Origin of the sequence: Candidatus Sulfurimonas marisnigri (genome assembly GCF_015265475.1) — a bacterium.
GTDB classification, from domain to species: Bacteria; Campylobacterota; Campylobacteria; order Campylobacterales; family Sulfurimonadaceae; genus Sulfurimonas; species Sulfurimonas marisnigri.
Genome location: NZ_CP054493.1, coordinates 1,759,769 through 1,785,100, shown reverse-complemented (window position 1 = coordinate 1,785,100; position 25,332 = coordinate 1,759,769). Strand labels below are relative to the sequence as shown.

27 protein-coding genes are annotated in these 25,332 nt (G+C 33.2%); 24 read left to right on the top strand and 3 right to left on the bottom strand.

What is annotated here, in order from left to right; translation table 11 throughout:
- Positions 1-293 precede the first annotated feature (293 nt).
- From HUE87_RS09040 to HUE87_RS08970, 15 genes are all read left to right on the top strand, one after another.
- Entirely contained in the window at positions 294-545 is a 252-nt protein-coding gene (locus tag HUE87_RS09040; RefSeq protein ID WP_229855114.1) for a MalT transcriptional regulator family protein, read from the top strand.
- Between the two features lie 10 nt (positions 546-555).
- On the top strand, positions 556-777 hold the full coding sequence (locus HUE87_RS09035; RefSeq protein WP_194365993.1) for a hypothetical protein: 222 nt from the start codon (positions 556-558) through the stop codon (positions 775-777).
- A gap of 331 nt (positions 778-1,108) precedes the next feature.
- Positions 1,109-1,621: an Arm DNA-binding domain-containing protein gene (locus tag HUE87_RS09030; RefSeq protein ID WP_194365992.1), complete on the top strand. Its 513-nt coding sequence runs from the start codon at positions 1,109-1,111 to the stop codon at positions 1,619-1,621.
- Positions 1,590-2,246, top strand: coding sequence for a site-specific integrase (locus HUE87_RS09025; protein WP_194367935.1), 657 nt, complete (start codon positions 1,590-1,592; stop codon positions 2,244-2,246). The genes HUE87_RS09030 and HUE87_RS09025 overlap by 32 nt, the downstream gene beginning before the upstream one ends.
- A 55-nt stretch (positions 2,247-2,301) precedes the next feature.
- A complete protein-coding gene (locus HUE87_RS09020; RefSeq protein WP_194365990.1) occupies positions 2,302-4,464 on the top strand; it encodes a hypothetical protein in 2,163 nt (720 codons plus the stop codon).
- Positions 4,465-5,317: 853 nt separating this feature from the next.
- Positions 5,318-5,458 carry a hypothetical protein gene (locus HUE87_RS09015; protein ID WP_194365988.1) on the top strand — a complete coding sequence of 47 codons (141 nt, stop codon included), beginning with the start codon at positions 5,318-5,320 and terminating at the stop codon, positions 5,456-5,458.
- Between the two features lie 167 nt (positions 5,459-5,625).
- A complete protein-coding gene (locus tag HUE87_RS09010; RefSeq protein WP_229855113.1) occupies positions 5,626-6,402 on the top strand; it encodes a DUF932 domain-containing protein in 777 nt (258 codons plus the stop codon).
- A 251-nt stretch (positions 6,403-6,653) separates the two neighbouring features.
- Positions 6,654-7,241 (top strand): hypothetical protein, encoded by a 588-nt coding sequence (locus tag HUE87_RS09005; protein ID WP_194365986.1) that lies wholly within the window; start codon positions 6,654-6,656, stop codon positions 7,239-7,241.
- A gap of 10 nt (positions 7,242-7,251) precedes the next feature.
- Positions 7,252-7,965 (top strand): Rad52/Rad22 family DNA repair protein, encoded by a 714-nt coding sequence (locus HUE87_RS09000; RefSeq protein WP_194365984.1) that lies wholly within the window; start codon positions 7,252-7,254, stop codon positions 7,963-7,965.
- Between the two features lies 1 nt (position 7,966).
- Positions 7,967-8,272, top strand: a complete 306-nt coding sequence (locus HUE87_RS08995) for a DUF2958 domain-containing protein (RefSeq protein WP_194365982.1) — start codon at positions 7,967-7,969, stop codon at positions 8,270-8,272.
- 37 nt (positions 8,273-8,309) lie between these two features.
- Positions 8,310-8,513, top strand: a complete 204-nt coding sequence (locus tag HUE87_RS08990) for a hypothetical protein (RefSeq protein ID WP_194365980.1) — start codon at positions 8,310-8,312, stop codon at positions 8,511-8,513.
- Between the two features lie 6 nt (positions 8,514-8,519).
- On the top strand, positions 8,520-8,726 hold the full coding sequence (locus HUE87_RS08985; RefSeq protein WP_194365978.1) for a hypothetical protein: 207 nt from the start codon (positions 8,520-8,522) through the stop codon (positions 8,724-8,726).
- Between the two features lie 29 nt (positions 8,727-8,755).
- Complete coding sequence (locus tag HUE87_RS08980) at positions 8,756-9,004, top strand: hypothetical protein (RefSeq protein WP_194365976.1); 249 nt, start codon at positions 8,756-8,758, stop codon at positions 9,002-9,004.
- Between the two features lie 318 nt (positions 9,005-9,322).
- Entirely contained in the window at positions 9,323-9,775 is a 453-nt protein-coding gene (locus tag HUE87_RS08975; RefSeq protein ID WP_194365974.1) for a hypothetical protein, read from the top strand.
- 74 nt (positions 9,776-9,849) lie between these two features.
- Positions 9,850-10,794, top strand: a complete 945-nt coding sequence (locus tag HUE87_RS08970) for a tetratricopeptide repeat protein (protein WP_194365972.1) — start codon at positions 9,850-9,852, stop codon at positions 10,792-10,794.
- A 170-nt stretch (positions 10,795-10,964) separates the two neighbouring features.
- Here HUE87_RS08970 and HUE87_RS08965 read toward each other — a convergent pair whose 3' ends face one another.
- A complete protein-coding gene (locus HUE87_RS08965; protein WP_194365969.1) occupies positions 10,965-11,669 on the bottom strand; it encodes a CPBP family intramembrane glutamic endopeptidase in 705 nt (234 codons plus the stop codon).
- Positions 11,670-11,829: 160 nt separating this feature from the next.
- Here HUE87_RS08965 and HUE87_RS08960 point away from each other — a divergent pair, with 160 nt between their 5' ends.
- A complete protein-coding gene (locus HUE87_RS08960; protein ID WP_194365968.1) occupies positions 11,830-12,369 on the top strand; it encodes a pilus assembly FimT family protein in 540 nt (179 codons plus the stop codon).
- 234 nt (positions 12,370-12,603) lie between these two features.
- On the opposite strand, the gene HUE87_RS08955 is transcribed toward HUE87_RS08960, so the two are convergent.
- Entirely contained in the window at positions 12,604-12,753 is a 150-nt protein-coding gene (locus tag HUE87_RS08955; protein WP_194365966.1) for a hypothetical protein, read from the bottom strand.
- 10 nt (positions 12,754-12,763) lie between these two features.
- Entirely contained in the window at positions 12,764-13,486 is a 723-nt protein-coding gene (locus HUE87_RS08950; RefSeq protein ID WP_194365964.1) for an endonuclease, read from the bottom strand.
- 254 nt (positions 13,487-13,740) lie between these two features.
- On the opposite strand from HUE87_RS08950, the gene HUE87_RS08945 reads away from it, so the two are divergent.
- The 8 genes from HUE87_RS08945 to HUE87_RS08910 all read left to right on the top strand — a co-directional run bounded on the left by HUE87_RS08945 (position 13,741) and on the right by HUE87_RS08910 (position 25,332).
- Positions 13,741-14,637 carry a hypothetical protein gene (locus HUE87_RS08945; RefSeq protein ID WP_194365962.1) on the top strand — a complete coding sequence of 299 codons (897 nt, stop codon included), beginning with the start codon at positions 13,741-13,743 and terminating at the stop codon, positions 14,635-14,637.
- Between the two features lie 301 nt (positions 14,638-14,938).
- Positions 14,939-18,142, top strand: coding sequence for a helicase-related protein (locus HUE87_RS08940; RefSeq protein WP_194365960.1), 3,204 nt, complete (start codon positions 14,939-14,941; stop codon positions 18,140-18,142).
- On the top strand, positions 18,139-18,873 hold the full coding sequence (locus tag HUE87_RS08935; protein ID WP_194365958.1) for a DUF4391 domain-containing protein: 735 nt from the start codon (positions 18,139-18,141) through the stop codon (positions 18,871-18,873). Before HUE87_RS08940 ends, HUE87_RS08935 begins: the two co-directional genes overlap by 4 nt.
- The gene (locus tag HUE87_RS08930; protein WP_194365957.1) at positions 18,870-20,213 is read left to right on the top strand and encodes an AAA family ATPase; all 1,344 of its coding nucleotides are present in this window, start codon (positions 18,870-18,872) and stop codon (positions 20,211-20,213) included. The genes HUE87_RS08935 and HUE87_RS08930 overlap by 4 nt, the downstream gene beginning before the upstream one ends.
- Positions 20,213-20,806 carry a retron system putative HNH endonuclease gene (locus HUE87_RS08925; protein ID WP_194365955.1) on the top strand — a complete coding sequence of 198 codons (594 nt, stop codon included), beginning with the start codon at positions 20,213-20,215 and terminating at the stop codon, positions 20,804-20,806. The genes HUE87_RS08930 and HUE87_RS08925 overlap by 1 nt, the downstream gene beginning before the upstream one ends.
- On the top strand, positions 20,807-22,675 hold the full coding sequence (locus HUE87_RS08920) for a site-specific DNA-methyltransferase (protein WP_194365953.1): 1,869 nt from the start codon (positions 20,807-20,809) through the stop codon (positions 22,673-22,675). It abuts the gene before it with no gap.
- Between the two features lie 42 nt (positions 22,676-22,717).
- Complete coding sequence (locus tag HUE87_RS08915) at positions 22,718-24,274, top strand: DUF262 domain-containing protein (RefSeq protein WP_194365952.1); 1,557 nt, start codon at positions 22,718-22,720, stop codon at positions 24,272-24,274.
- The gene (locus HUE87_RS08910; protein WP_194365950.1) at positions 24,271-25,332 is read left to right on the top strand and encodes an AAA family ATPase; all 1,062 of its coding nucleotides are present in this window, start codon (positions 24,271-24,273) and stop codon (positions 25,330-25,332) included. Before HUE87_RS08915 ends, HUE87_RS08910 begins: the two co-directional genes overlap by 4 nt.

Here is a 25,332-nt window from a genome sequence, read left to right as displayed (position 1 = left end):
CCATAGTTATGACAAATGATTAATAGAATAATGAAAAATATCTTGAATAAGGTATATATATGCACATAAGTTAAAATATTTCTACACACAGCGTTCAGAGTTAGTATGATTATATAATGCTTGCATTTTGTCGCTTTATGGTATAGTACTTCTGCTGAAACCTCCCCACTTCTAATCAAACATCAATTTCCAATCTTATACAAATAACCCTAAAAACATTCCAACTTATGCGGTATAAATTAACGATCTACTCTTCTATAATTCTCCCAAATTTAACAAATAAAGGCTAAGTTATGGAAAATTTCACAAACCCTCAAGCAGTGTTGATCTATCAAGATTTAAAATCACGGTACCTAGGAGCAACAGTCAATAAAAAACAGATAGCTATGGAATTAGGAGTATCAGTTTCTACAGTTGATTTGTATATCTCAAAAAATATGGGAATCCCTAACTACAAGAAGTTAGGAACTGCCAAAAATGCAAAAGTAGTTTTTACTATTATCGACCTTGCAGAATTTTTAAGCAATACAATCAAAACAGCATAAAGGATATCAAATGATTCAGTTAGATAAGTCAAGTTTGAATAATGGTCTAAAAGTGCTTATATGTGCTGAACTATTCTCAAAAGTAAAAGATGGTGCAATTAATGATGAAGTTATAGTTTTTGCAGGTAAAGATGAAGATGTTACTAATATCTTATCTTGGACGGCTCGTCTAAACTGTAAAGTAATGGACATCGAAAGTTATGATGAATATGATTTAAGTAACACTTCCTAAAATTCGCAAAATTCTTTTAAACTTCAATCTAGCTGAATGGTCGGCAATTTGGTCGGCTAAAACTGTCTCAGTGTCCCAAAACTATTATGAGACACCTCAAACCATCTATTTATAGACATTTCACATCATCCCAAACCCAAAACCCACTTTAGACTTATGGGACACTTTTTTGTGCAAATTAAGTTCCATTTGGTCGGCAATTGGTCGGCAGAGCCCTCTTGACAAGGTTTTTGAGAGTTCAATATACTCCCAAATCTACCACCTACATTCATAGCTGGTCGGCAGCACTCAAAAATGATGTGAAAAACAGACTAAAAAAGGAAGAAAAAAGATGCCAAAAATGAAACTTACAACCGACTCCATAAAACAACTAAAACCACCAACCGACAAAGCCAAAGAGCAATACTTCGATAGTGACCTCACAGGCTTTATGCTTGAAGTAAAAAACACAGGAAGTAAAATCTACTATTACAGATACAGAGAAAACAACTCTCAAAAGATGATACGCATAGGAACAACCACAGATATAAGTCTCCAAGAAGCCAAAGAGAAGTACTACACACTCAAAGAGAACCAAGACAACCCCGAGCCACCATCACAAACCAAAGAGATGCCACCCATAACATTCCAAGAGTTCTACGATAGCTACTATCTCCCTTACATCAAGACCCACATAAAAAGCTACGAAACAAATATAAGCATCTTTAAAAACCATATTCTCCCAGACTTAGCAACTACGCCAATGAATGAACTTAAAAAAATAGAAGTCATGACCCACCACTCCAACATGATCCACAAGAAGCATCTAGCCCCTGCCACTGCAAATAAGTTTATCATCTTTTAAAAATAGTGCCTACAACCTTGCCAATGACTTTGAACTTCTGCAAGACTATAACCCTTGTAAGGGTGTAAAAGAATATGAACTCAATAACCAAAGACAAATCTTTCTCTCTAAAACACAAGCTAAAAGATTACTTCAAGAGGTAAACAAAAGCCAAAATGAACATCTAAAATACATCATCCCAATGCTGCTACTCACAGGTGCAAGAAAGCGTGAAGGATTAGATGCAACTTGGTCTGACTTTGATATGCTAAACAACCTATGGACAATTCCCATAACCAAAAATGGTAAGAAAAGAATATTGCCCATAACCCCACCACTCAAAGACCTCTTAGCGCAAATCAAAAAACAAACTAAATACTTATTTGCATCCCCAAAGACAAAAAAACCATATGTATCTATCTTTCAATCTTGGAATACAGCAAGGATAAAAGCCAATCTACCAGAAGTCAGAATACATGATTTACGACACACTTACGCCTCAGCACTTGTCAATGCCAAATGCTCCCTCTATGAAGTGCAAGTGCTTTTAGGTCATTCTACAGCTAAGATGACTCAAAGATATGCACATCTATCAAACGAGAGCCTTATGAACGCAGCGAGTTGCGCTGGGAGGTTGTTGAAGTGAGGGTATGGTATAATTTATCATTATAGAAATGATGGTAACAAGGGGTGACTTTAATATGGAAGAGAATATATATAGAAATGAGCCTCCATACAATGATGAATATGAACTAGATTTCCTAGACGAAGAACACGATAGAAATGAGCCTCCACACAATGATGAATATGAAGATATAGAATCTCCGAACTATTACGAATATGAAGATGAAGATGAAGATGAAGTTCAAATATTCAATAAACATAGCGTGAAAGGTGATTCTAGTGGGCGAATAGCTGAGATGGAAAAACTATTTCGCCAAGCGTTACTCAGAGATTGTGCTGACGAAGATGAAGATATAGATAATAATGAAAATCAGCAGAACAAGTCTAATGCGATAGAACCTTTAAGCGATGAAAAAAATGATGTACCACAAAAATTCAATAGTCAAAACAGTGAATATGTTGAAGCTGAAATTATAGAAACCCAAAAAAACTCTATGCCTGTAACTATCGCATCAAATATGCAAATGTTGCATACTTCATCCCCAATACAAAAAGCTCATGACAAAGGGATTGCGACTTATAACAATTCCATGGCGACACATTACGCAAAAGAAAATGCACAAAGAGATATATCATTTACAGAATTAGCAAAATTTAGTCCTCTTGAAGGTAAATCTCGTTTTTTAGTAGAACAAATAAATAAAAATGATTTATGTCTTTGGATGTATAAAGATTTATATTACTACAAAGCAGCAAAAAATGCCACACTATCAAAAGGCGATAAAAATTATATTAGCGGGATAATTAGCAGGCGTTTGAATAAAGCAACTAGAATAGTCTCTGTAAAAGATATTAAAAAAGAAGACAAAATCATACACGATCAAATTGAACAATATATCTTTGAGTATCACATTGATATTGTCGATAATGAGGTGTTTGAACCCAAAGAAGAAGAGTTTTTTATAAAAGATGGCGTATGGTATAGAAATGAGTTTTTATATACCCAATATTTAAAAAAAAGATTTGATAACATAAACAATACATCGAAGATTTATGATGGCTTTGTCATAGATTTTTTAGAGAATATAACAAATGAATTTAATCAGGATAATGATGACAAACCTTTTACTAGGGCAATTCTTAACTGGCTCTCTTACTTTTTTCAAAAAATGGAGAGTTTGCATATTGCCTTAGTGTTGAATGGTAGCAAGAGAATAGCGGATATATTTTGGAAAAAATTAATACAAAAGATTTTTGATTCAGAAGCTTATTCTGTAACTATTGACGACGATGTTTTGAATAAACCAATTGAAGAGATAGTTAAAGATAAAATATTTTTTCGTATTGTTGATTTTTCACCGACTAAAAAAAATATAGATAAAATAAATCAACTTTTAGAGGCTATATTAATAGATAAATATGTATCTTCAGTGGTATCGGGTAAAACGGTAAAAGTACCTGTTTATGGACAGCTTTTAATTAGCGCCGATGAAACCATATCTTATATGGATGAGCATTTTGACCTGTTTGAATATATAAACATTGAAAACGAAGAACAGGTTATTATAAATTTAGCTGGTAGTAAACCATTATTACAGTTAAAGTTTAACGATGAAGCAATAGATATCTTTTCAACTTATCTTAGTTTTTGGAATAAAAATGCAAATATAGATTCTATTGCGGTTGTCTCAAAATTTAACACACAAAATAATATGTTATCAGAAGCTAAGAAAGAAAATTTTGAAGACAAGATTCTAAATTTTATACAAGCAATAAAACAAAAAGATATAAACTATTTTACTAAACTAAAAGACTCAGAACTCTACAATAGTTTAACATCATCTTTTGAAAAAAATTGTGTTATTAGAAAACATCTGCTAGACTATTTCAAAGCTGTAAATGACTCTGAGGTCTTCAAAAGCAATACAACTTTTCTTGAAGTTCTAAAAGAGAAAGATGAGTTATTTACCCAAGAGGTTGATAAACTAAAAGCTATTGATGAAAATAGAGTCGAGCAAGTTCTATTTAACGGAAACCCTACTTATAGTGAAGCCAAAAATGAAAAACTCTTGAAAATAACAGAGTACACGCTACCAGAAGATATTACGGTTCCTAAGAACCATATTCTTAAAAGTAAGAGTAAAAAACAACGCTTTGAATATAAGTACGAAGACATAGAAACTGCTAATATAATGTATGAAAAATATGATGCAGACAAAAAAGAAGAAAAAGAATCATAAAAAATGTTTGGGTCTTTCTGTTGACTCAAGCATTGGATTTTCAACTTACAGTTTAATCAAATTTTAAAAAACCACTATCTAAAAATCAAGCAAAAAAAGTTTTAAATTTTAACTAAACACCACTACTTAACCAAACCTGCTAATCTTAAGAAAATCACTTTCTTGGCTCTCTCGCACTCTTTCTTTAACCTCAAGAATTACTTTCAAGGTACTCTCAAAGCAGCCTCAGACGATTCTCAAAGTCCTCTCAGAGCCACTTTCGGACAAAGTATTTTATAATTTGATAGAACAATTTATAGTGCTGCTATATATACATTTAATATATAGTATCCATTTGTTTTTATGCCATACTAATAGAATTAATTAAATTATATTTTCGCTTTTATACAGTCTAGTCATCCATCTTTTCTACACACTATTTTTTTAAACCACATAGATATTTGTTGCATCCAAACACCATCCTGCACACAATTACACTTCCACTTTTTTTACTCACATATCATTAATATAGCAAAGCAAACCAGCTTTGAAAGCAACCCACAAGGAGACAATAATAAATGTCTAAAAAACGATTAAGTAAAGAATCTAATGTAACAGTGCCTTCCAAAGAGTTCGTATTCGTATCCACCGTTAAAATAGCTCAATATGTACATCTAAAGTATCCAAGCTATAAAATCAACTCCTTCACCCCAAAAAAAAAACACTATTACCACCTAAAACATCATCCAACTACCGCATTTAAGCCAAATACAGCCATATTCTTGTATTTCCAATTTTTTATAACCATATATCATAAATATAGCAAAGCCCAAAGAAGCTTTGAAAATTTCACACATAAACCAAAGGAGCATACATGGCAAAAAAACATGAAGAGATGAAGTTCTATACTATCTCTGAAACAATGATAAAGGGACTACTGAATATAAGAGGTAATAGTAAAAATAAATTATTCCCTTTTAACAACATAGACTATAGACCACAAACTGGAGCGTAAAATGATACCAACATCAGTACTGCTTGCAATAGTTATAGCAGGAGCAACAATCTTAAAAGAGACCCTAGAGTCACAAGAAAATTAGTCTAATGAGACTCTCAACCAACACAACCAAACTTAAAAAGGATACACCCATGTCAAAATTTCCACTAACCCACGCAGAACTAATGAACCAAGCCCCAGCGCTCTTCACAGAGCAGCCACATATCGATGTAAGCGATAAATATCACTTCATCCCAACAATCGAAGTCATAAACGAAATCAAGAAAAACAACTGGTATCCCGTATCAGTTTCAGAGGCTAAAGTTCGTCAAGAAGATAAAGAAGGCTACCAACAACACCTCGTTCGCTTTAGACACTTTGACGATCTATTAAACCCACAAGAAAACGCAGTGGAGCTACTTTTATTCAACTCTCACGATAGAAGCAAAAGCTTTAGCATATCAGCTGGCATATTTCGTTTCGTATGCGCTAACGGTCTTGTAATAGCAGACAGTGTGTTTGAGAGCTATAAAATCAAACACCTTGGCGAAAGAGAAAATGATGTAGCCGCAGCAGTTGCTAACATTACGGCAATTAAACCAAAACTGATGGATAAGATTGAAATACTAGAATCTATAGAACTAAGCCAACATGAAAAGGAGTCATTTGCACGCAGTACAATTCCTCTACGATTTGAGAAGCACTTACAAGTAGATTATCAAGATTTACTTGTTCCTCACAGAGAAGAAGATAAACGCAATGATTTGTACACCGTACTTAATGTCATCCAAGAAAACCTTATCCGTGGGAACATATCAGGAACCAATAAAGAGACAGGTCGCCGTTTTACAAGTAGAGAAATCACCTCTATTTCAAAAGATGTTGATGTCAATCAAGGATTATGGGATATTGCAGAAAGAATAGCTTCCATAAAAGAGCCATCATTTGCGTTAGCTGCTTAATCTTCTCCCATGCCAAAAACAATCAACACCTGCAACGACATCCTATTAGAGCTGAAAATAATGCAACTTCAGCTCACTCTAGCAAAAAGAAGTGCAAAGAAGTTACATACATCTCGGAGTGCCATCGTTGGAGTTGAATCGCACATAAACCATTCACTCCATAGCCTGAATCATCTCATAGCTTTTATAGATGATTTTAAAACAAGTGCAGAAATCAACACTTCTGCTAGACACCGAACAAAGGAAACAAAATGAAAGTAACCAACTACCGCTTACAGACAGAGATGGAGAATATCAAAGAGGATAACCAAGAGTGGTTCAAAAACTATGTACGACAAGTTCTTGAATCAAACAAACCCTATTATGCAAAAGCAGATTATCTAGGTCTCAGTATCCAAGAGATCCAAAATAAAATAGACTACCTAACAGCAGACATACAGGAGATGACAGCGTTAAAGAAAAATCTATCACTTGCAAAAGCAACAACACTTGAAGCCACAGCAGCGGTTTTAGCAGAGTATGGTATAGATAGACTTGATGGCACTTCCATTTCTTCAATCACAATTACTCCAAAAAGGACAAAACTTACAGAAACATTTGAAATCATAAATGCAGATGCACTTATCAAGCTGGGATACTTTTCAGTAGTAGTGGATGAGCAGTCTGTTAAGGAGGCAATGCTAAGCGTTGAGGGGATGGATGAGATAGATGAGTTTGTAAAAGTTAGTGTAACAAGCGAAGAAACACCGGCTCGTATAAAAGTCAACGCTAGACGCACAAGTGCAAATAATCAAGCAACAGAACTACTAAATTTAGTAGATTCACAAGAAGCAGCATAAAGGAGATAAAATGTTCAATGATAAACAGAACCAAGTTCTAGCTTATGAGCTAGACAGCAGTAGAATTAAAAGTCGCTCAAAAGGTAATATCAATCTTTCCTATCTTGAAGCGTTTGATGTTTTAGAGACAGCCAACAGAATATTTGGTTATGGCAATTGGTCGTATTCAATCACGAGCTTAGAAGAAGTCTCACAAGAGACAAATCCTAACCAAAACATAGTGCTTTGCTATAAAGCAGTTATAGTAGTAACCGTGCATGATATGCAACACGCTAAGCAGGTTCAAAGAGAAGATGTAGGCTTTGGTACCGGCATTGCAAAAACACTTGCAGATGCACATGAAGGAGCAGCTAAAGAAGCGGTCACAGATGCCATCAAAAGAAGTTTTAGAAGCTTTGGCAATCAGTTTGGCAATTCGCTCTATGATAAGAGTCGTAATCAGAACCAACCGCAGATACAGCAACCACAACAATACTCTCAACCAAGCCAACAACAGATACAACAAACACCATCTCAACAACAGCATCCGCAACAATCTCATAATCCCTATGACTATTCTTCTCTTTACAATCTTGGCTTAACGATTCTTGAGCAAGGTCAAAACCTAATCGTGATGGGTGATGACATGTACAATAAGCGAGATTCGATTAAAGCTTGTGGATTTAGATTCGACACACCTAGTAAAACTTGGTGGAAACCGATAGACCAACAACAGGTGGCTTAATATGGGTAAATTAATACCACAAACACTGCTTAGTGATATTCCTGATTTATACGAAACTGAAGGCATTTTAGACCCGATTTGCCATGTGAAGCTATTTACACCTGATGCAAATTGGACTTGGTTTATTATAGAGTTTTCAAAGGAAGACGCTAAAACTTGTTTTGGATATGTGCAGGGTATGGAGAGTGAACTAGGATACTTTACTCTTGATGAATTGGAAAGTATTCATGGTCCGCTTGGTTTGGCTATAGAGAGAGATTTATCGTTTAAACCTATACCCTTTTCAAAAGTAAAGGAACTCTCATGAGTAGCTTTAAAAATGCAATTCTTGAGGAGGTTCTGCTATGAATGCATCACAAGCGTACTACAAACAAGAACAAGCTAAGAGATTCAAAGACTGGACGAAGATTGGTTTAGAGTTTCTACTAAGAAGCCGCAGAGATGTTTTAACTGTCTCTCAAATTGCATTAATAGAAAAAAAGCTATTGGAGGAGAAAAGAGAGATACCAACAGTTTGCACAACAATGCCTATGGCAACTACTCTTTAAAATCAGATGAAAATACTGCACAATAAAAACGGAGACGCAATCACACAAGACTTTGTGTCAGGCAAGTTCGATGCTCTAAGAGTTGAGAAGATTATTGCTAATGACGCTACACCACTGCCAGCTGGCTATCCGAGGCTTTGGTTTAATGTTTATGCTCATAAAGTCTTCATCACCAATTTGACTGGAGTTACTTTACAAGAGTATGACATTTAATTAACTACATGATAAGGACATATCACAAAATGAATCATCAAACACTTGCAGCCAAGCTACTCAAACACCAAGAGGTTAAATTTAAACACGAAAGCCACTTCATCTATATACAAGAGCGATCTGATGGAGACTATGAGGGTGATGTTTACTACTCTCAAAGAGATTACAGAGAAGATGAAAGTCCAATCGATGGTGGTACTTGCACAACTTTCATTCCAGAGACTGCTATTGAATATTTTATCGAATTGGCTGATGACTTGACAAAGAGAGGTTTATAGTTTTTTGTCTCAATTGTCTACAGAATGGAAATGCTTTGAATATCTAATTGTAAAGGTCTATTTATTTGTTCCAAAAATCCATAAGGTTTGTGGGAATTTAATGTTTTTACTTTTTGAACACTTTGTGGAACACCGAAAGCTTGTAATCGCTACTGCTGTTCCAAATATAAGTGGTTATTAAACTTAGCGAAAAGTTATGAGATGTAAGTGTTTAACTATGAAATAATTATAATTAGTAAATTTTAAGTATATTTCAATAAAATTTCTTATACTTGATGATTTAAATTAGTAAATTTATTGTTTGATTAAAGGGAAAAAATGACATATAAAATACTACTTGGGTTAAGTTTATCGATAGGAATAACTGGTTGTGTAGGTGTAACAAATATAAAATCTGCAGAAAAACATGTTTCCTTTAATCCAGATTTAATAGATGGAACTATTAGGGGTGGTTCTAAACGATATACTAAAGAAGAAGTAGCCGGATTTTGGGGAGAAGCAGATGAACATATTATAGCTTATAATGGATGGGAAGGTTGGATTTATAATAATCGTATGGCATGGGGAGGCGCAGTTATTTGGGTAATTATACCAATACCTCTTGTTGTACCCATAGGCTATAGAAGTACTACAGTTTATTTTGATAATAATATGACAAAAGGTACGCTATATGAATATGCTCAGACACCTACTAATATGTGTTCTTTACTTCCAATAATGTGGATAGTAAATGGTTCAACAAATAGTTGGTGTCATTCATTTATAGATTAAGAAAATATAGAGCTAAACGAATTAGTATTATTATGATACTAATACAATAACTTAAACAATAAGGAATATAATTTATGAAAAGTGTACCTATACTAATAGTTTTGTTATTCATGCTTGTACAAGCAGAAGACTCTTTGTTAAAGAATCAAACAAAAATAAAACATTATTTTACAAAAGAAGCGGAGCGATACACAACCGAATGTAATCAAGGTAATTTAGAAGCATGTAATAAGCTTGGAAATTTATATAATAGTGGAATGGGCGTGAAGCAAGATGTGGCTAAATCTATTGAACTTTTTAGTAGAGCTTGTCAAGGAAATATACCTTATGCGTGTACAAATCTTGGAATTAAGTATAGAGTTGATTTTCTTGGTGTAAAGAAAGATAATGCAAAAGCAGTGGAATATTTTTCAAAAGCTTGTAGTATGGGTGATTCTAATGGATGTCATAGGCTGGCAGTTATGTATTATGATGGTATTGAAGTTGAAAAAGACTATTCAAAAGCTGTTAAACTTTATGAAAAAGCTTGTAACTCAGTATATGGTTCTATAAGTTGCTATAGCGTAGTAAAAATTTGTAATCTTGATAATAGTATAAAAGAATCCTATATAGATTTGGCATCATCTTATACTAAGTCTTGTGAAAAGGATGATATGCAAGGGTGCTTCAAGCTAGGACAATGGTATGATAAAGGGATAGGAGTGGAAAGAAATACTTCAAAAGCTATGGAACTTTATGAAAAATCATGTGACGGAAAAATTGCAAGAGGATGTAATGAGGCTGGTAAAAAATATAGCCAAAGCCGTAACCCAGAAGATAAAGCTAAGGGATTTAATTTATTTCTTAAATCGTCTGAAATGAACAATGCTGAAGCTTTCCGTTATATTGGGTTGACGTATACAGGTAATAATATTGATCAAAATTATACAAAAGCACAAGAGTTTTTAAAAAAATCTTGTGAGTTAAAAGATATTGTTGGATGTTCTTATTACGATACTTTAAGTGCACAAGGTTACTAAGTAGTCTGACTGAAACAGGTTGACAGTTCAAGCATGTGGAATATTATTAGAAGCTTTCATTGATAGATTAGAGCATTAAAGGTGGCTTTATAAGGACTTTAAAATATTTTCTAAGTTTAAGAACCTGTAGATTTTTGAACTTTTTAAGCTCCTATTGGAGTGACCTCAATTTAATTTACCAAATGACTTGATAGTCTAACCTTTCTTGCGCTCCATGTAAAATATAAAATAGTCGTAACAAACAATATAATTGTAGTTACGGTACCAATCTCTACCGTTGGAAGTTTTTGATTTATAAAAACTGCGAAATCCCATAAAAAATGTATAACTATTATAAGAAGTATATTTTTAGTCTTATAGTAGATGGTTCCTAAAATAAACCCCATCATAAAAGTATTCATAAACAATAATATAATATCAAGTCCGATACTTGCAACATAGCCTATATGAAATAAAGAAAATATTACAGATGATAATAAAATTGCTCTAAGTGGACTTATCCCAGAACTTAAGAATGAACCTAATCCAATGCCTCTAAAAATTATTTCTTCATATACAGCAACTAGAACTGCCGTTATTAGCATTAGAACAATATGATTATAATTAACTACTTCTGATGTAGCTATCATAAATACAGACAAGCTTGAAGTTATAATTATTAATAGTAATGAAGCTTTAAAAGTACCATGGTCTATATTTTTTATGCTTAGTGGCACATCTTTTTTAAGTAAAAAAAACCATAACAGCAATGATAATAGTGTAAATATAAACATTGAGATAGTATAAGGTAAGTGCATTTTTAATATTGATAGCATAACAAGAAGGTTGCTGAAGATAATTATACTTAGACTAATTATTAAAATTTTTATCTTCATGTCTGTAAGTTCACCATATCAAAACCCAATCAAATATTTTATAATTTTTATTCAATATAGTACCATGCTAGGATATAATTTGGTTTAAAAATGTAAAACATTTAGAATTAGTGCACTGTATTTATAAAATATATGAAATTGATTATCAGGAGAAGGTAGAATGAAAAAAGCATTTACAATGTTAGAATTGGTAATGGTTATTGTAGTTATTGGTATCTTAGCAGCAGTGGCTATACCAAGAACTGGCAGAGATAATGTAGCAGAGGCAGCAACTCAGCTAATTTCACATATTCGATATGCACAACACCTAGCATTAGTTGATGATAAATTTGATTCTACTGTAGCAAACTGGTATGAAAATATATGGCAGATAAGATTTACTGGTAATACATATTCGATAGTTAGTAATGACAATACAAACTTCGCTCAAGACGCAATGAATAATGGCACTAATATGCAAGATATTGACCTAAATGACGATTACGGAGTTACTATTGCTTTCAGTGGTAGCTGTGGTGCTAATACTATTATTGGATTTGATCATGTCGGCAGACCTATACTTGGTGACTTGTCTGGCACTGGCTCAGCATATGTAGCTGGTAATTTAATGGTAGCTAACTGTGTAATTGGAGTATCTGATGGTACTACTGATATTAATATAACAATAAGACCTGAAACTGGATATGCTAGTATACAATAGTACTATTCGAATAAATGTTATTTACATTGGAACTTCATGTTTATAATTTATCATTTGTTAGTCTTTTGCATACTAACCTTATTTTAATAATTTAGCTCTTCTGTCTTCAAATATCAATTTCGCCTTATCTGTGGTTAAATCTCTATTAAACCTTTAACTGCAAAATCTCTCATTTTATCAGCAGAGTCGTTGTATATTATCGCCTTATCTCTATTGGCTTTGGTATCAATACTCTTATATGTATTTAGAACCCATATCCAATAGTTCGCTTGTAGCGTTGCTATCGATGACACTTTGTAAGTTTGATAGAGCCGTGGCATAACTATTATTGTTATCGGAGTAAGCATTAATTACAAACAATAAGACGATGAGTAGTTGCTTCATATGTTTGTCCTTATTTTATAAATGGGTTTGAGTTGCCTTGAATCTTCTCAATACGATTATTGCGTTGTATCTCCCATGTATCAGCTGGATACTCTTTGTCCCAAGCATTATATTTTTGAAGCTCTTGTTTTGAGAGTTTCATTTTGTACTGTTTATTAAAGTAAAGATAGTCTCTTGCTATTACACCTCTTATCTCTTCTCTAACTTTTACTCTTCTGTCCTTAAAATCTACATTGAATCTACATTCGCCATATTGACCTTTTGATGGTAACTCAAAATCAAATCTAAAATTACTTCTATCAGCATTTAGCTCTCCTACAGCTGGAAATAGGTTATGCATATCTGCTTGCATTATTCTATACTGCTTATCAATCTTTTCACAGCACTTACGCCCTTTAAAAGCTTTTCCTTTATCTGTACATTTAGCATCTCCGTCTCTCCAGCAAGAGAATTGACGACCAAAGTTTTCGGCAGGAATCAGGTGCTCCCATTCTATTCGTTTCGCTCTTTGATTTACTTTACCTTTTTTGGTTCTTTCATTACGAGGTATATATCCACATGAGTCTCTGACAATCATATTCTTTTTATCTTTGTAATTGTACTTACAGTCGCAGTAGATGGTCGTTTGATGACCTTGGTATATCTTGCGAAGTTCTTTCTTTGATTTTGAGAATGATTCATTAGCTGAGAACAGGAGTGTAGATAATAACAGCAGTGATAATAATAATTTCATTTTAGTCCTAATTGTTGTCTTGCAATAATATCATTTTCTCGACTAACTTCTAAGTACACTTTTTTTTAAAACATTTCCTTTGTATGAAAGAGGATAAAAACAGATAATTGCATGGCTACACTAGTAATTACCCATATTAATTAGTGCTATGAATAGTAATACTTTCATCTCTATAATATAGAGTTATATAAGTACATATTATTACATAATTATAACTATATCTTATCTTCTTATCTTTATACAAAGTAAGTACAATGAAGTACCAAACAAGAATAGACACTGTATCTTTACAAATAGATACAACACAGGAAGACACACGTAATGCCATATTAGAGGGGTTACTAGGATTATTTAAACAAGATAATATTTATGTAGCGTACAAGGGCTATCCAATAAACCAACACTCTAACTTTTATATCAGGGAGTATCATGTATATGCTAATAATATAGTCGTAGCAAGTGTAAGAGCAGGAAGCTTCTCTATAAAAAATAGTTTGACTAAGACTGTTGTAACCACGTATTACATCTCTCTAGAGTTTGCTGGTTTGATGACATACAATCAACAACTTGATACAATAACCAACAATATCCTAATGAAAACATGTGCATATTTCAATACGAGACAAATTACATTTAAATTAAATGGACTAGACATCAGTTTGGATCTCTTTACAAAGTATGAACATGTATTGGCATTATGTACGAAGAAATCACCTAAAACAGTCTACTACGGAGCAAATGAATTACAATGGTTTGACACAACAAGTTATATGGAGAAGATACCCAATCATAAGCTTCAACTAGCGGTACAAAGAGCATACCTTTATGACAAAGCTATCAAAGAAAATCTGCCTTATAGCGTCACACGCTTTGAAGTGAAGCTACAGCCTAAGTTTTTTAACAAGAACCGAGACAATATTATTGCAGGAATAATGAACGCATTAGACCGCTACCATGTGATGTCTGTGCCTAATAAAAAAGAGAAGCAGTATCTGATGGATCAATATGATGCACACCTTACACTACGGGATAGAGACATTAAAAGATTAAAGTTAGACAATTACAGATGCTACCACGACATATCGGCTATTGTAGGCTTTATAAATAGTTTGCTTACTGTGCAGGAACAGGATATGTTTGCAATCGCTTAAATGATAAATTAATGCCACTCTTTGGGTAGCTTAAATGATACACTCCATAAAGTCAATAGACGATGCTACACCACTTGATGATATATCAGCTAGCAAATTAGACAGCATGGTTTTATGCCGGTTAAATGGCAAGAAGATTTACTCTCAAAAGAGATGAGTATATAAAAGCACTCAAAGATGCTGATAATGGAGATTATTAAAGTTTAAAAAGAACATCATAAATTTTGTTTAGTTTAGCTAAAATGCAACAACTAAATTATTAAATTAAATGTTAAATAATATTATGAGAAGTGGACGGTATATGTTAATAGACAATAAGAAAAACGGTAAAGTAGGAGATGTATTAAAGCAGACTATTAAAAGCAATAGTAAACTCTCTATAGTTTCAGCCTACTTTACCCTTTATGCTTTTGCTGCTCTTAAAAAAGAATTGACTAAAATAAAAGAACTTAGACTTCTCCTGACCTCTCCCATCTATCAAAACAACTATATGAGCAATCCTCTTTTTGGAGAGCGTGAAGAGATTAAATTCAAAAACTCACTACAACAAGTTCCTATTGCTCGTGAGTGTGCTTCTTGGATTAGAGAAAAAGTACTAATAAAAGAGGTTAAAACTCAAGGTGCTATACCCTTTAATCTCTACTATATTGACCATGGCAATGATGCGACAGCTATTCAAGGAAGCTCACACTTCTCTTCTGTGGGGCTTGGTTATGCACACTCAGATGCGCTTGCTATGAACACACTTGTAAAAGATACCCAAACAACACGACATTTTCTATCTACATTCGATGAGATTTGGCACAACAAAGATATGGTGCATGACATTAAAGAAAACATACTAGGGAGTATAAAAGAACTTTATGTCGACAAATCACCACAATTCTTATACTTTTTAACTCTCTACAATATCTTCAAAGAGTTTATAGGCGACCTAGACGAAGAGAAAATCATACGAACAAAAACGGGTTTTAAAGATACGCTTGTTTGGAGCAAACTCTATAACTTTCAAAAAGATGGTGTCCTTGGAGCCATAGATAAGCTTGAAAGACATAACGGCTGTATTATTGCCGATAGTGTTGGTCTTGGTAAAACATTTGAAGCACTCGCAGTGATAAAGTACTATGAACTCAGAAACGATAGAGTCCTAGTTTTGTGCCCAAAAAAGCTAAGAGAAAACTGGACTATCTACACCGTAAATGACAAACGCAATGTTTTATCAAAAGATAGATTTAATTATGATGTTTTAAACCATACCGACCTCACAAGAACCAAAGGGATGAGTGGAGAGATAAATCTTGCTACACTTAACTGGGAAAATTATGACCTTATCGTTATAGATGAGTCGCATAACTTTAGAAACAGTGGGACTACAAACGAAAAGAAAAAAACTTTGTCACGCTATGCTAGACTGCTTGAAGATGTACTAAAAAAAGGAGTGAAGACAAAAGTCTTAATGCTCTCAGCTACACCCGTAAACAACAAACTCAATGATTTAAAAAATCAAGTGGCGTTTATTACAGAAGCCAACGATGCTGCTTTTAAAGATGTGGGCATAAAATCGATTGAACAAACGCTCAAAAACTCCCAAAACAAATTCAACAACTGGCTCAAGCTAACTGAAAATGAGCGAACAACTGCCAAACTCTTAGAGAGTTTAAATTTTGACTATTTTAAGCTCCTCGACCTTGTAACTATTGCTAGAAGCAGAAGACATATAGAGAAGTATTATGACACTACAGATATAGGCAAGTTCCCACATAGAAACAAGCCTATTACACTAAAGCCTGATATTGACACCCAAAATAATTTTCCACCTATGTTAGAGATAAACAAAACCATTAGAAGACTCAATCTATCGGCGTATTCACCTCTTAAATATGTTTACCCTCACAAGCAAGAGGAGTACTCACACAAGTACGATATTGAACTTGAAAATGGTCGAGTGTTTAAACAAACAGATAGAGAGAACTCACTAATCCATCTAATGAGAGTAAATCTGCTCAAGCGTATGGAAAGCTCCATAAACTCATTCTCTTTGACACTTATAAGGCTCATTGAAAATAACCAAAGAATCATCGATATGCTCAACAATCACAACAGTACCACCTATGAAGAAAAAAGTATTGTAGAGGTAGATATTGAGAGTGACGAGTATGCTTCTCAACTCATAGGGAAAAAGGTTAAAGTCCTTATTTCGGATGTTGATAAAATAAAATGGAAACAAGATTTAGAGAGTGATTTAGAGAAGCTTGAAGAGTTACTCTCAGACTCCTTACAAGTGGACGTACAAAGAGACAATAAGCTGCGCATTTTAAAAGAGAACATCACACAAAAAATAAATAATCCTCTCAATGACAACAATAAAAAAGTCATCATCTTTACGGCATTTGCCGATACGGCAGGGTATCTTTATAAGAATATTGCTTCATGGGCGAAAAAAGAGTTCAATCTTCATAGTTGTCTTATTACGGGAAGTGGCACAAATCAAACTACACTCCCAACAAAAGAAAAAGATTTAAACGCACTGCTTACAAATTTTTCACCAATCTCCAAAAGCCGTGACAAAACAGATCCACATGCCAAAGAAGAGATAGATATTCTCATTGCTACTGACTGTATTAGCGAAGGGCAAAACCTTCAAGATTGTGATTATCTCGTTAACTATGACATACATTGGAATCCAGTAAGGATTATTCAGCGATTTGGTCGTATTGACAGACTTGGAAGCAAAAATGAGGTAATCCAGCTTGTAAACTTTTGGGCAAATATGGAGCTAGATGAGTATATCAACTTGGAAGCTAGAGTAAGTGGGAGAATGGTACTGCTTGATGTCTCCGCTACAGGCGAAGAAAATATTATAGATACAAGCGACACCAGCGATATTAATGACTTGTCCTATCGTGCTAAACAACTAAAAGAGCTGCAAGAGAGCGTTATAGACCTTGAAGATGTCAGTGGTGGTATATCCATCACTGACTTAACGCTCAATGACTTTAAAATGGACTTGATGGGATATCTCAAAACAGATGAAGAGAGATTAAAAAGAAGCCCGCTTGGCATCCACAGTGTAGTTCTTGCACAAGAGAGTCTAAACAAAGATGTAGTAAAAGGGACAATATTTTGTCTCAGACTTTTAAAAAATGAAGTATATTCTCAAAACTACTCACTTGAGCCATACTATTTGGTCTATGTTGATGAAGAAAATGAAGTGAAACTTGGATTTACCAGTGCTAAAGCCATACTCGATATCTACAAAAATCTCTGTATGGGTAAAGATGAAGCTATAGCAGATGCAGTAAAGCTCTTTGAAGATGAAACTGATGATTACAGCAATATGGCACACTACACATCAGGACTTAAACGTGCAATAGAAAGTATTATCGGCAAGAGAGAAGAGAGCGGCATGGACTCGCTTTTCTCTCGTGGTGGTACAAATATATCTAGCAATAGCTTTAACTCCATGGAAGACTTTGAGCTTATCTCATATTTGGTGATAAAATGAGACAAGATTTACTACAAAACTTAAACATCCCATCAGCGTGTAAAATTGGGCGAAAGCTCTTTAAAAAGCAGTTCAGCGAAAACTTCACACTTAATGTAAACGAGAAAAAGACACTCACAAATGACATAGAGAGTATAACCCTAGAGTATCTGCTAAACAAGGACAATATAAACATCGCACCTTTTGTAGATGATGAAAAAGATTACTCTGAAATAGCGTTTATTCAAGTAGATATTTTAAATAAACAAAAACTCAAACCCTTAGCTGCAATCATACAAAATATTCCTTATCCGCTCATAGTGCTTTTTAGGCATGAAAATCTTATATGTTTCAATGTGACTCCTAAAAGAATCAACAAAAACGACAGCACAAAGCTTGTACTAGAAGAGAGCCTCTTTACAGAATGGATTGACCTGCAAAACGCAAGCAGATTAGAAGAAGAGTTTATAAAAAGCCTTGAGATACAAAATCATCCTTTTACAGATTTTCATTCGTTTTATAACAGTTATTTAGATAAAATAATAGCTTTTAATGCCTCAAAACATAGTGGCACTCTCAGTATTACAGATGCAAGCAGAGAAATACTTCAAGAGATACAAAACATTGAAGCACAAATAAGCGAAGTGACTTCTAAAATAAAAAAAGAGACAAATACAAGAGATAAAGTGAATATGAACATAGAGCTAAAAAAACTAAATATCAATCTCGATGAGTTGAAGGGAAAATTATGAGCGATAAACTATTGAAAATTAACAAACTCTATCTGGACAACTATCGAGCATTTGAAGACTTCACTATTGATTTTGATGAGCAATTAACTGTTTTAATAGCAATTAATGGAAAAGGAAAGACGGCTATTTTAGATGCTATTGCGGTAGCTTTTGGAACATTTGTAAATGCGACTGGATTGGCAAACGGTGTTGTTTTTCACAGAGAAGATGTCAGAAGATTTAAAGTAAGAGAGACTCAAAGCAATGAAATGGAAGAAGCTTACCCGCTTGTTCTAAAAGCCAATGGTTTTATAGACAATGATGAAACACAATGGATTAGGGAGTTTAGAAAACCAAACGGAGCCACAACAACGAAAGATACAAAACCTTTAGTAAACTATGGAGCAAAGATTAGAAATATTGTTTCTCATGGAGAAGGGACTAATTTACCTTTAATTTCATACTACGGTACTGGTAGATTATGGGCTCAAAAGAGAGCAACTAAAAATAAGAAAAAAAGTGAAACGAGTCGTTTAAGTGGATATATTGATTGTTTAGATTCATTTTCTAGTTATAAAGCTTTTACATCATGGTATGAATACATCTGTAAATCAGAGTTTGAAATTAAAATGGAAGCACTTGAAAAAGAGCATATAAAATTACCAGATAACGAGTTTAGCGATATACGAAGATCTCTTCAAGAAGCAGTTAATCAAGTTATACAAAATAATAGTGGTTGGCAAGATATAGTATATAAACAAAAAGCCAAATCAATTGTGATGAAGAATGAGGTAGGTGGAATATTGTCGGTTGCACAACTAAGTGATGGCATCCGCAGTATGATAGGTTTAGTAGCAGACATAGCATATAGAGCTATTAAACTCAACCCTCATTTAAAAAATGCTCCTAAAGAGACATCAGGAATTATTATGATAGATGAAGTAGATATGCATCTTCATCCAAAGTGGCAACAAACAGTTTTAACAGATTTGACATCAGCCTTTCCAAATATTCAGTTTATTGTTACAACTCACAGTTCACAAGTGCTTTCAACTGTAAAAAGAGAACAAATCAGACTACTTGGAGACAATACTGTAACAACACCATCCACGCATAGTTTTGGAGAAGATAGTTCAGTATTACTTGCAGAGCTAATGAATGTATCGCCTTTACCACCATTAGAAATTGTAGAAAAAAGAAAAGAATACCAAAGGCTTATAGAAAATAAAGAATATGAATCTTCTAGAGCAAAACAACTGCAAGAAGAACTGACTTCCAACTATGGAGAAAACAGTGAATTCATTATTCAAACACAGATGCTTATTAGAAGATTTGAAGCTTTAAAAAAAGTTGGTAAGTAATGAGAAAATTAACAAGACCAGCGGAACCTGCTACATTAGCTATAGCTAGACAAAACTATAATGGTACACCTTCTCAAGATGAAGCATGGAAAAAATTTGATAAAAATGAAGTTAGAACAAAACTTAAACAAGCTCAAAACAATCTTTGCGCATATTGTGAAGTATCTTTATCTAGTAATACTCGTATAGACCATTTTAAACCTAAAAAATTACATTACTCATTAACTTTTGATTGGAATAATTTAACACTTTCTTGTGATGAAATTGGCTCATGTGATAATAAAAAAGGTGGTAATTTTGAAAGCTACTGGATAAATCCTTATTTAGATGATCCGAATGGAAAATTTGAATTTTTTGCTAATGGACAAATTAAAGGGACTTCACAAGATGCTCAAAATATTATTAAAGATTTTGGATTGGATTGCCCCAACTTGGAATCAAAAAGAAAAAGTATTTTTACCACATTACAAGAAACTATATTAGCTTTAATAGGAGAACCCGAAGCATTGGAAGCTTATTTAGAAAGTGATTATCCTATGATGTTTCCAACGGAATATAATCAAGTTATTGAAAGAACAATTGGAGCAAAATAAATGACACAACTAGACAGCAAAAGTATGAACATAATAAATGACAATATAGAAAAATTAAAGCAGATTTTCCCCGAAGTATTTAGCGAGGGCAAGATAAACTTTGCTAAACTTCAAGAGGAGTTGGGCACATTTGCGGAGGATGAGGCAGAACGCTACAACTTCACATGGGCTGGAAAAAGCGAAGCCAAACGCATAGCTCAAACTCCAAGCACAGGAACACTTCGACCTTGCAAAGAAGAGAGTAAAGATTGGGACACCACACAAAACCTCTACATTGAGGGCGATAACTTAGAGGTGCTCAAACTCCTTCAAAAAAGCTACCACAAACAAGTCAAGATGATTTACATCGACCCACCTTACAACACAGGCAAAGATTTTGTCTATAAAGATAACTTCAAAGACAACATCAAAAACTATCTTGAGATAACTGGGCAAGTAGATAGTGAGGGAAACCGTCTAAGCACAAACAGCGACACAAACGGAAGATATCATAGCGACTGGCTGAACATGATGTACCCACGCCTTAAACTTGCACGAAATCTGCTCAAAGATGATGGGGTTATTTTTATCTCTATTGATGATAATGAAGTGGCAAATCTCAGAAAACTTTGTGATGAGATTTTTGGGGAGGATAATTTTGTAGCAGATAGTATTTGGCGGTCTACTGATAATAGTAATAATGATGCTAAACAATTTTCCTCAGACTATAATCATACACTCATTTATTCAAAAAATCCTGCTTGGCAACCAGTAAAAATATCTGATTCAGCAAAACAAACTCATTTTAAAAATCCAGATAATGACCCAAAGGGAGCATATTTTGATGGTAATCCTTTAAACTCACCAAATCCAAGGGAAAATCTTACATATGATTTAGTATCTCAAACTGGTTATATTATAAAACCACCAAAGAATGGGTGGAGATGGTCAAAAGAAACAATTCAAGAAAAAATCGAAACAGGTGAGATAAGATTTACAGAAGATGGAAAAGCTATTAGAAGAAGAACTTACTTGTGTGATATGCAAGGCTTACCTCCTTCTAATTTATGGATAGATTTAGATAAGACAGGTCATAACCGACAATCAAAATATGAATTATTAAAGATGATACCAGAAGATATTTTCGATACTCCAAAACCTGTTAAATTATTGAAATATATTTTAGAAATATCAGGAACAAAAGAAGATGATATTGTTCTTGATTTCTTTTCAGGTTCAGCAACAACTGCACATTCAGTTATGCAAATCAACAGTGAAGATTGTAGTAAGAGAAAGTTTATTTGTATTCAATTACCAGAGGAAACAGATGGAAAAAGTAAAGCCTACAAAGCAGGATACAAAAACATCTGTGAAATAGGCAAAGAACGCATCCGCCGTGCGGGGGAAAAGATTAGAACAGACAATGCAGACAAAGACCTCTCAAACCTCGATATCGGCTTCAAAGTCCTAAAACTCGATAGCTCAAATATCAAAACATGGGATAGTAACTTTGAGAACTTAGAACAAAATCTTCTCGATAGCGTTGAAAACATCAAAGCCGACAGAAGCCCACAAGACCTACTCTACGAAATACTCCTAAAATACGGACTGGACTTAACTTTGCCGATAGAAGAAAAAAACATACATGGTAAAATAGTCTATAACATAGGCTATGGAGCATTAGTCGTTTGCCTCGATGATGAGATAACCATAGAAGTAGTAGAAGCCATAGCCGAGTATATCAAGAGCCAAGTAGTCTATGACGAAGAGAAGAAAAAACGCCACGCAAGAGTAGTCTTCAAAGATAAAAGCTTTGCAGATACTAATGTCAAAACTAATGCTATACAAGTGTTGAAACAGTTTGATATTGATGAAGTTGTGAGTGTGTAATTATGCTAAAATTAAAAAATTATTTTAAGTATTGGGGTTAATATGAATTATTGGTTACTTTTAGGTTCACCTGATAAATGGTTCGGTGAGATGTCTGTAAATAATGCTAATGTTAATGAGGAATTGCTTAAGTTAGATGTAGAAGAGTGGAGAGTAAGAAAAGAATATTTTAAAGATGCAAAAATAGGTGATAAATGTGTTGTTAAAATAAGTAATGATACACGCTCTATAGAGAGACGAACACTCGTAAATGACGAAGTTGTTGATATTTTAGATGCAGGTATTTATGCCACTGCTGAAATTTCAAAAGAATTATATTATGATGAAAACGATAAATGTGATAGAGTTCAGATTAAAGTTTTGAAAAATTTATTTAAAGAAAATAAACATATTGATAGGGATATGTCTGAAAAAATTCTTGGCACTGATTATTTTTCAATGAGTAGTAAAAAATTAGAAAAAGAAAAATATGAAAATATACTACATATTATAAAAATTGAAGAAAATGCTCAAGATGATGATGTTAAACCTGATGTTGAAATAAATTTAGATGATGAGGATATGCTTTATCCTGTAGAAGTAAAAATACAAAGAGATATGTATTCCGTCAGAGAATTAAAAACGGAATATGAAGAAAAAATGTTGATTTTAGCACCTGATTTTCAACGAGAATTTGTTTGGACATTAAGACAACAATCAGAACTAATTGAGTCTATTTTAATGGGAATACCTCTTCCAATGGTGTATTTTTTTGAAGGTGATGCAGGAATTATTCAGGTAGTAGACGGGAAGCAAAGGCTAACTTCATTATTTAATTTTTTAGATAATTTATATCCTCTTTCTAGTTTACCAATACTTTCACACTTAAGAGGACTAAAATACAGGGATTTAAAACCTGCTGAACGAACAAAGATAGCGAGACATCAATTTGTAACACAGACTATTATTCCTCCGACTCCTGATAAAATAAAATTTGATATTTTTGAAAGAGTTAATAGAAAAGGTTCAACGCTTAACAATCAAGAAATGAGAAATGCATTATATCAAGGTAAATCAACGGAATTACTAAATGCTTTGGCTAATAATAAATTATTTTTGAAAGCTACAGATCACGGTATTAGCCCTATGCGAATGAAAGATAAATATATGATTTTAAGATTTCTAGCCTTTTATTTATGGAAAGAAAAGCTTTTAAAAGATGCGCAAGGAAATTTTGTTGAATATGCAAGTAACATTGATGAATTTGTCGGTAAAACTATGTATTTTTTAAATAAGCAGGACGAGTTTTATATTAATGACCTGTCAACAATGTTTAATGAAACTATGGAATTGGCGTATAAGTTAAGAAAAAAAGATGCATTCAGAATCCCAAGTAATGAGAGAAAAAGACCAATAAATATGGCTTTAATGGAGAGTTTGGGCTATTTATTTAGTAAAATTAGAAAAGCAGATAAGCCTGAAGTGTTTTTAAGTAAAATTAATAGTTTATTAAAAGATCAAGATTTTATCACTTCACTAACAATAAGAATTGATAATACAGTTAGCGTTGAAAAAAGATTTAAGAAGATTGATGAAGTTTTAGAGGAATATAAAATATGATAGATAAATTACATATTGAAGCATTTAAATGTTTTGAAAGAGAAAGTTTAGAATTTAGAAATCTAACAGTTTTAACTGGGACTAATGGAAGTGGAAAATCTTCTGTTATTCAGAGCTTATTACAATTGTCATTACATTCAAACCGTGATTATGCATCACCTCTGTTGAAGTATTTAGATTTTATTTCTAATTTTGATGAAGCAGTTAATTTTAATATGGATGTTGATAAATATACTATTGCGATAGATGGATTTGGTGGAAGTTTAAAATATAATTTTATTAGAGAATCTATGATAGAAGGTCATAAAGACCAAGGAATAGCTGAAAATATTTCTTATAGTAAGGGAAATTTAGTATTTCTATCTGCTGATAGAATAGGTCCGCAAGATACTTATGATAAGAATAATAATCCATTAGATAGATTTGGACTCAATGGAGAATATGCTATCAGTTTTTTAGAGAACGCAAGAAAAAATAAGCATAAAGTGATTGAAGACTTAATACAACACGATGGTGTAAGTAGAGAATTTTTAGATAGCCAAGTTAATCATTGGCTTACTCACATATTAGATACAGAAATTGTTACTGAAGAAATTAATGGTACAAATCAAGTGAAAGCTAAATTTAAAAATGGTAATGAATTTGTACGACCTAAAAATATTGGTTCAGGAATTAGTTATTTGACATCGATTCTCATTGCTTGTTTATCAGCAAATAAAGAAAATATTATTATCATAGAAAATCCTGAAATACATATGCACCCTAAAGCTCAATCTAAACTAGGAGAATTCTTAGCATTTGTAGCTTCTAAAGGTATTCAAATTATTATTGAAACACATAATGACCATATAATCAATCGTTTTAGATATGAAGTTTATGAAGGTAATTTAAAATCTGATGAAATAATTATTCATTACAAAGAGAAGGATACATCTTTTGAGCAAATAGAAATTACAGAAAATGGAAAATTTTGTGATAAGAATGGAGAAAATAGTTTTCCAAGTGGTTTTTATGATGCAACATTAAAAGAAATTTTTAAAATTAATAAGGGAAGATGA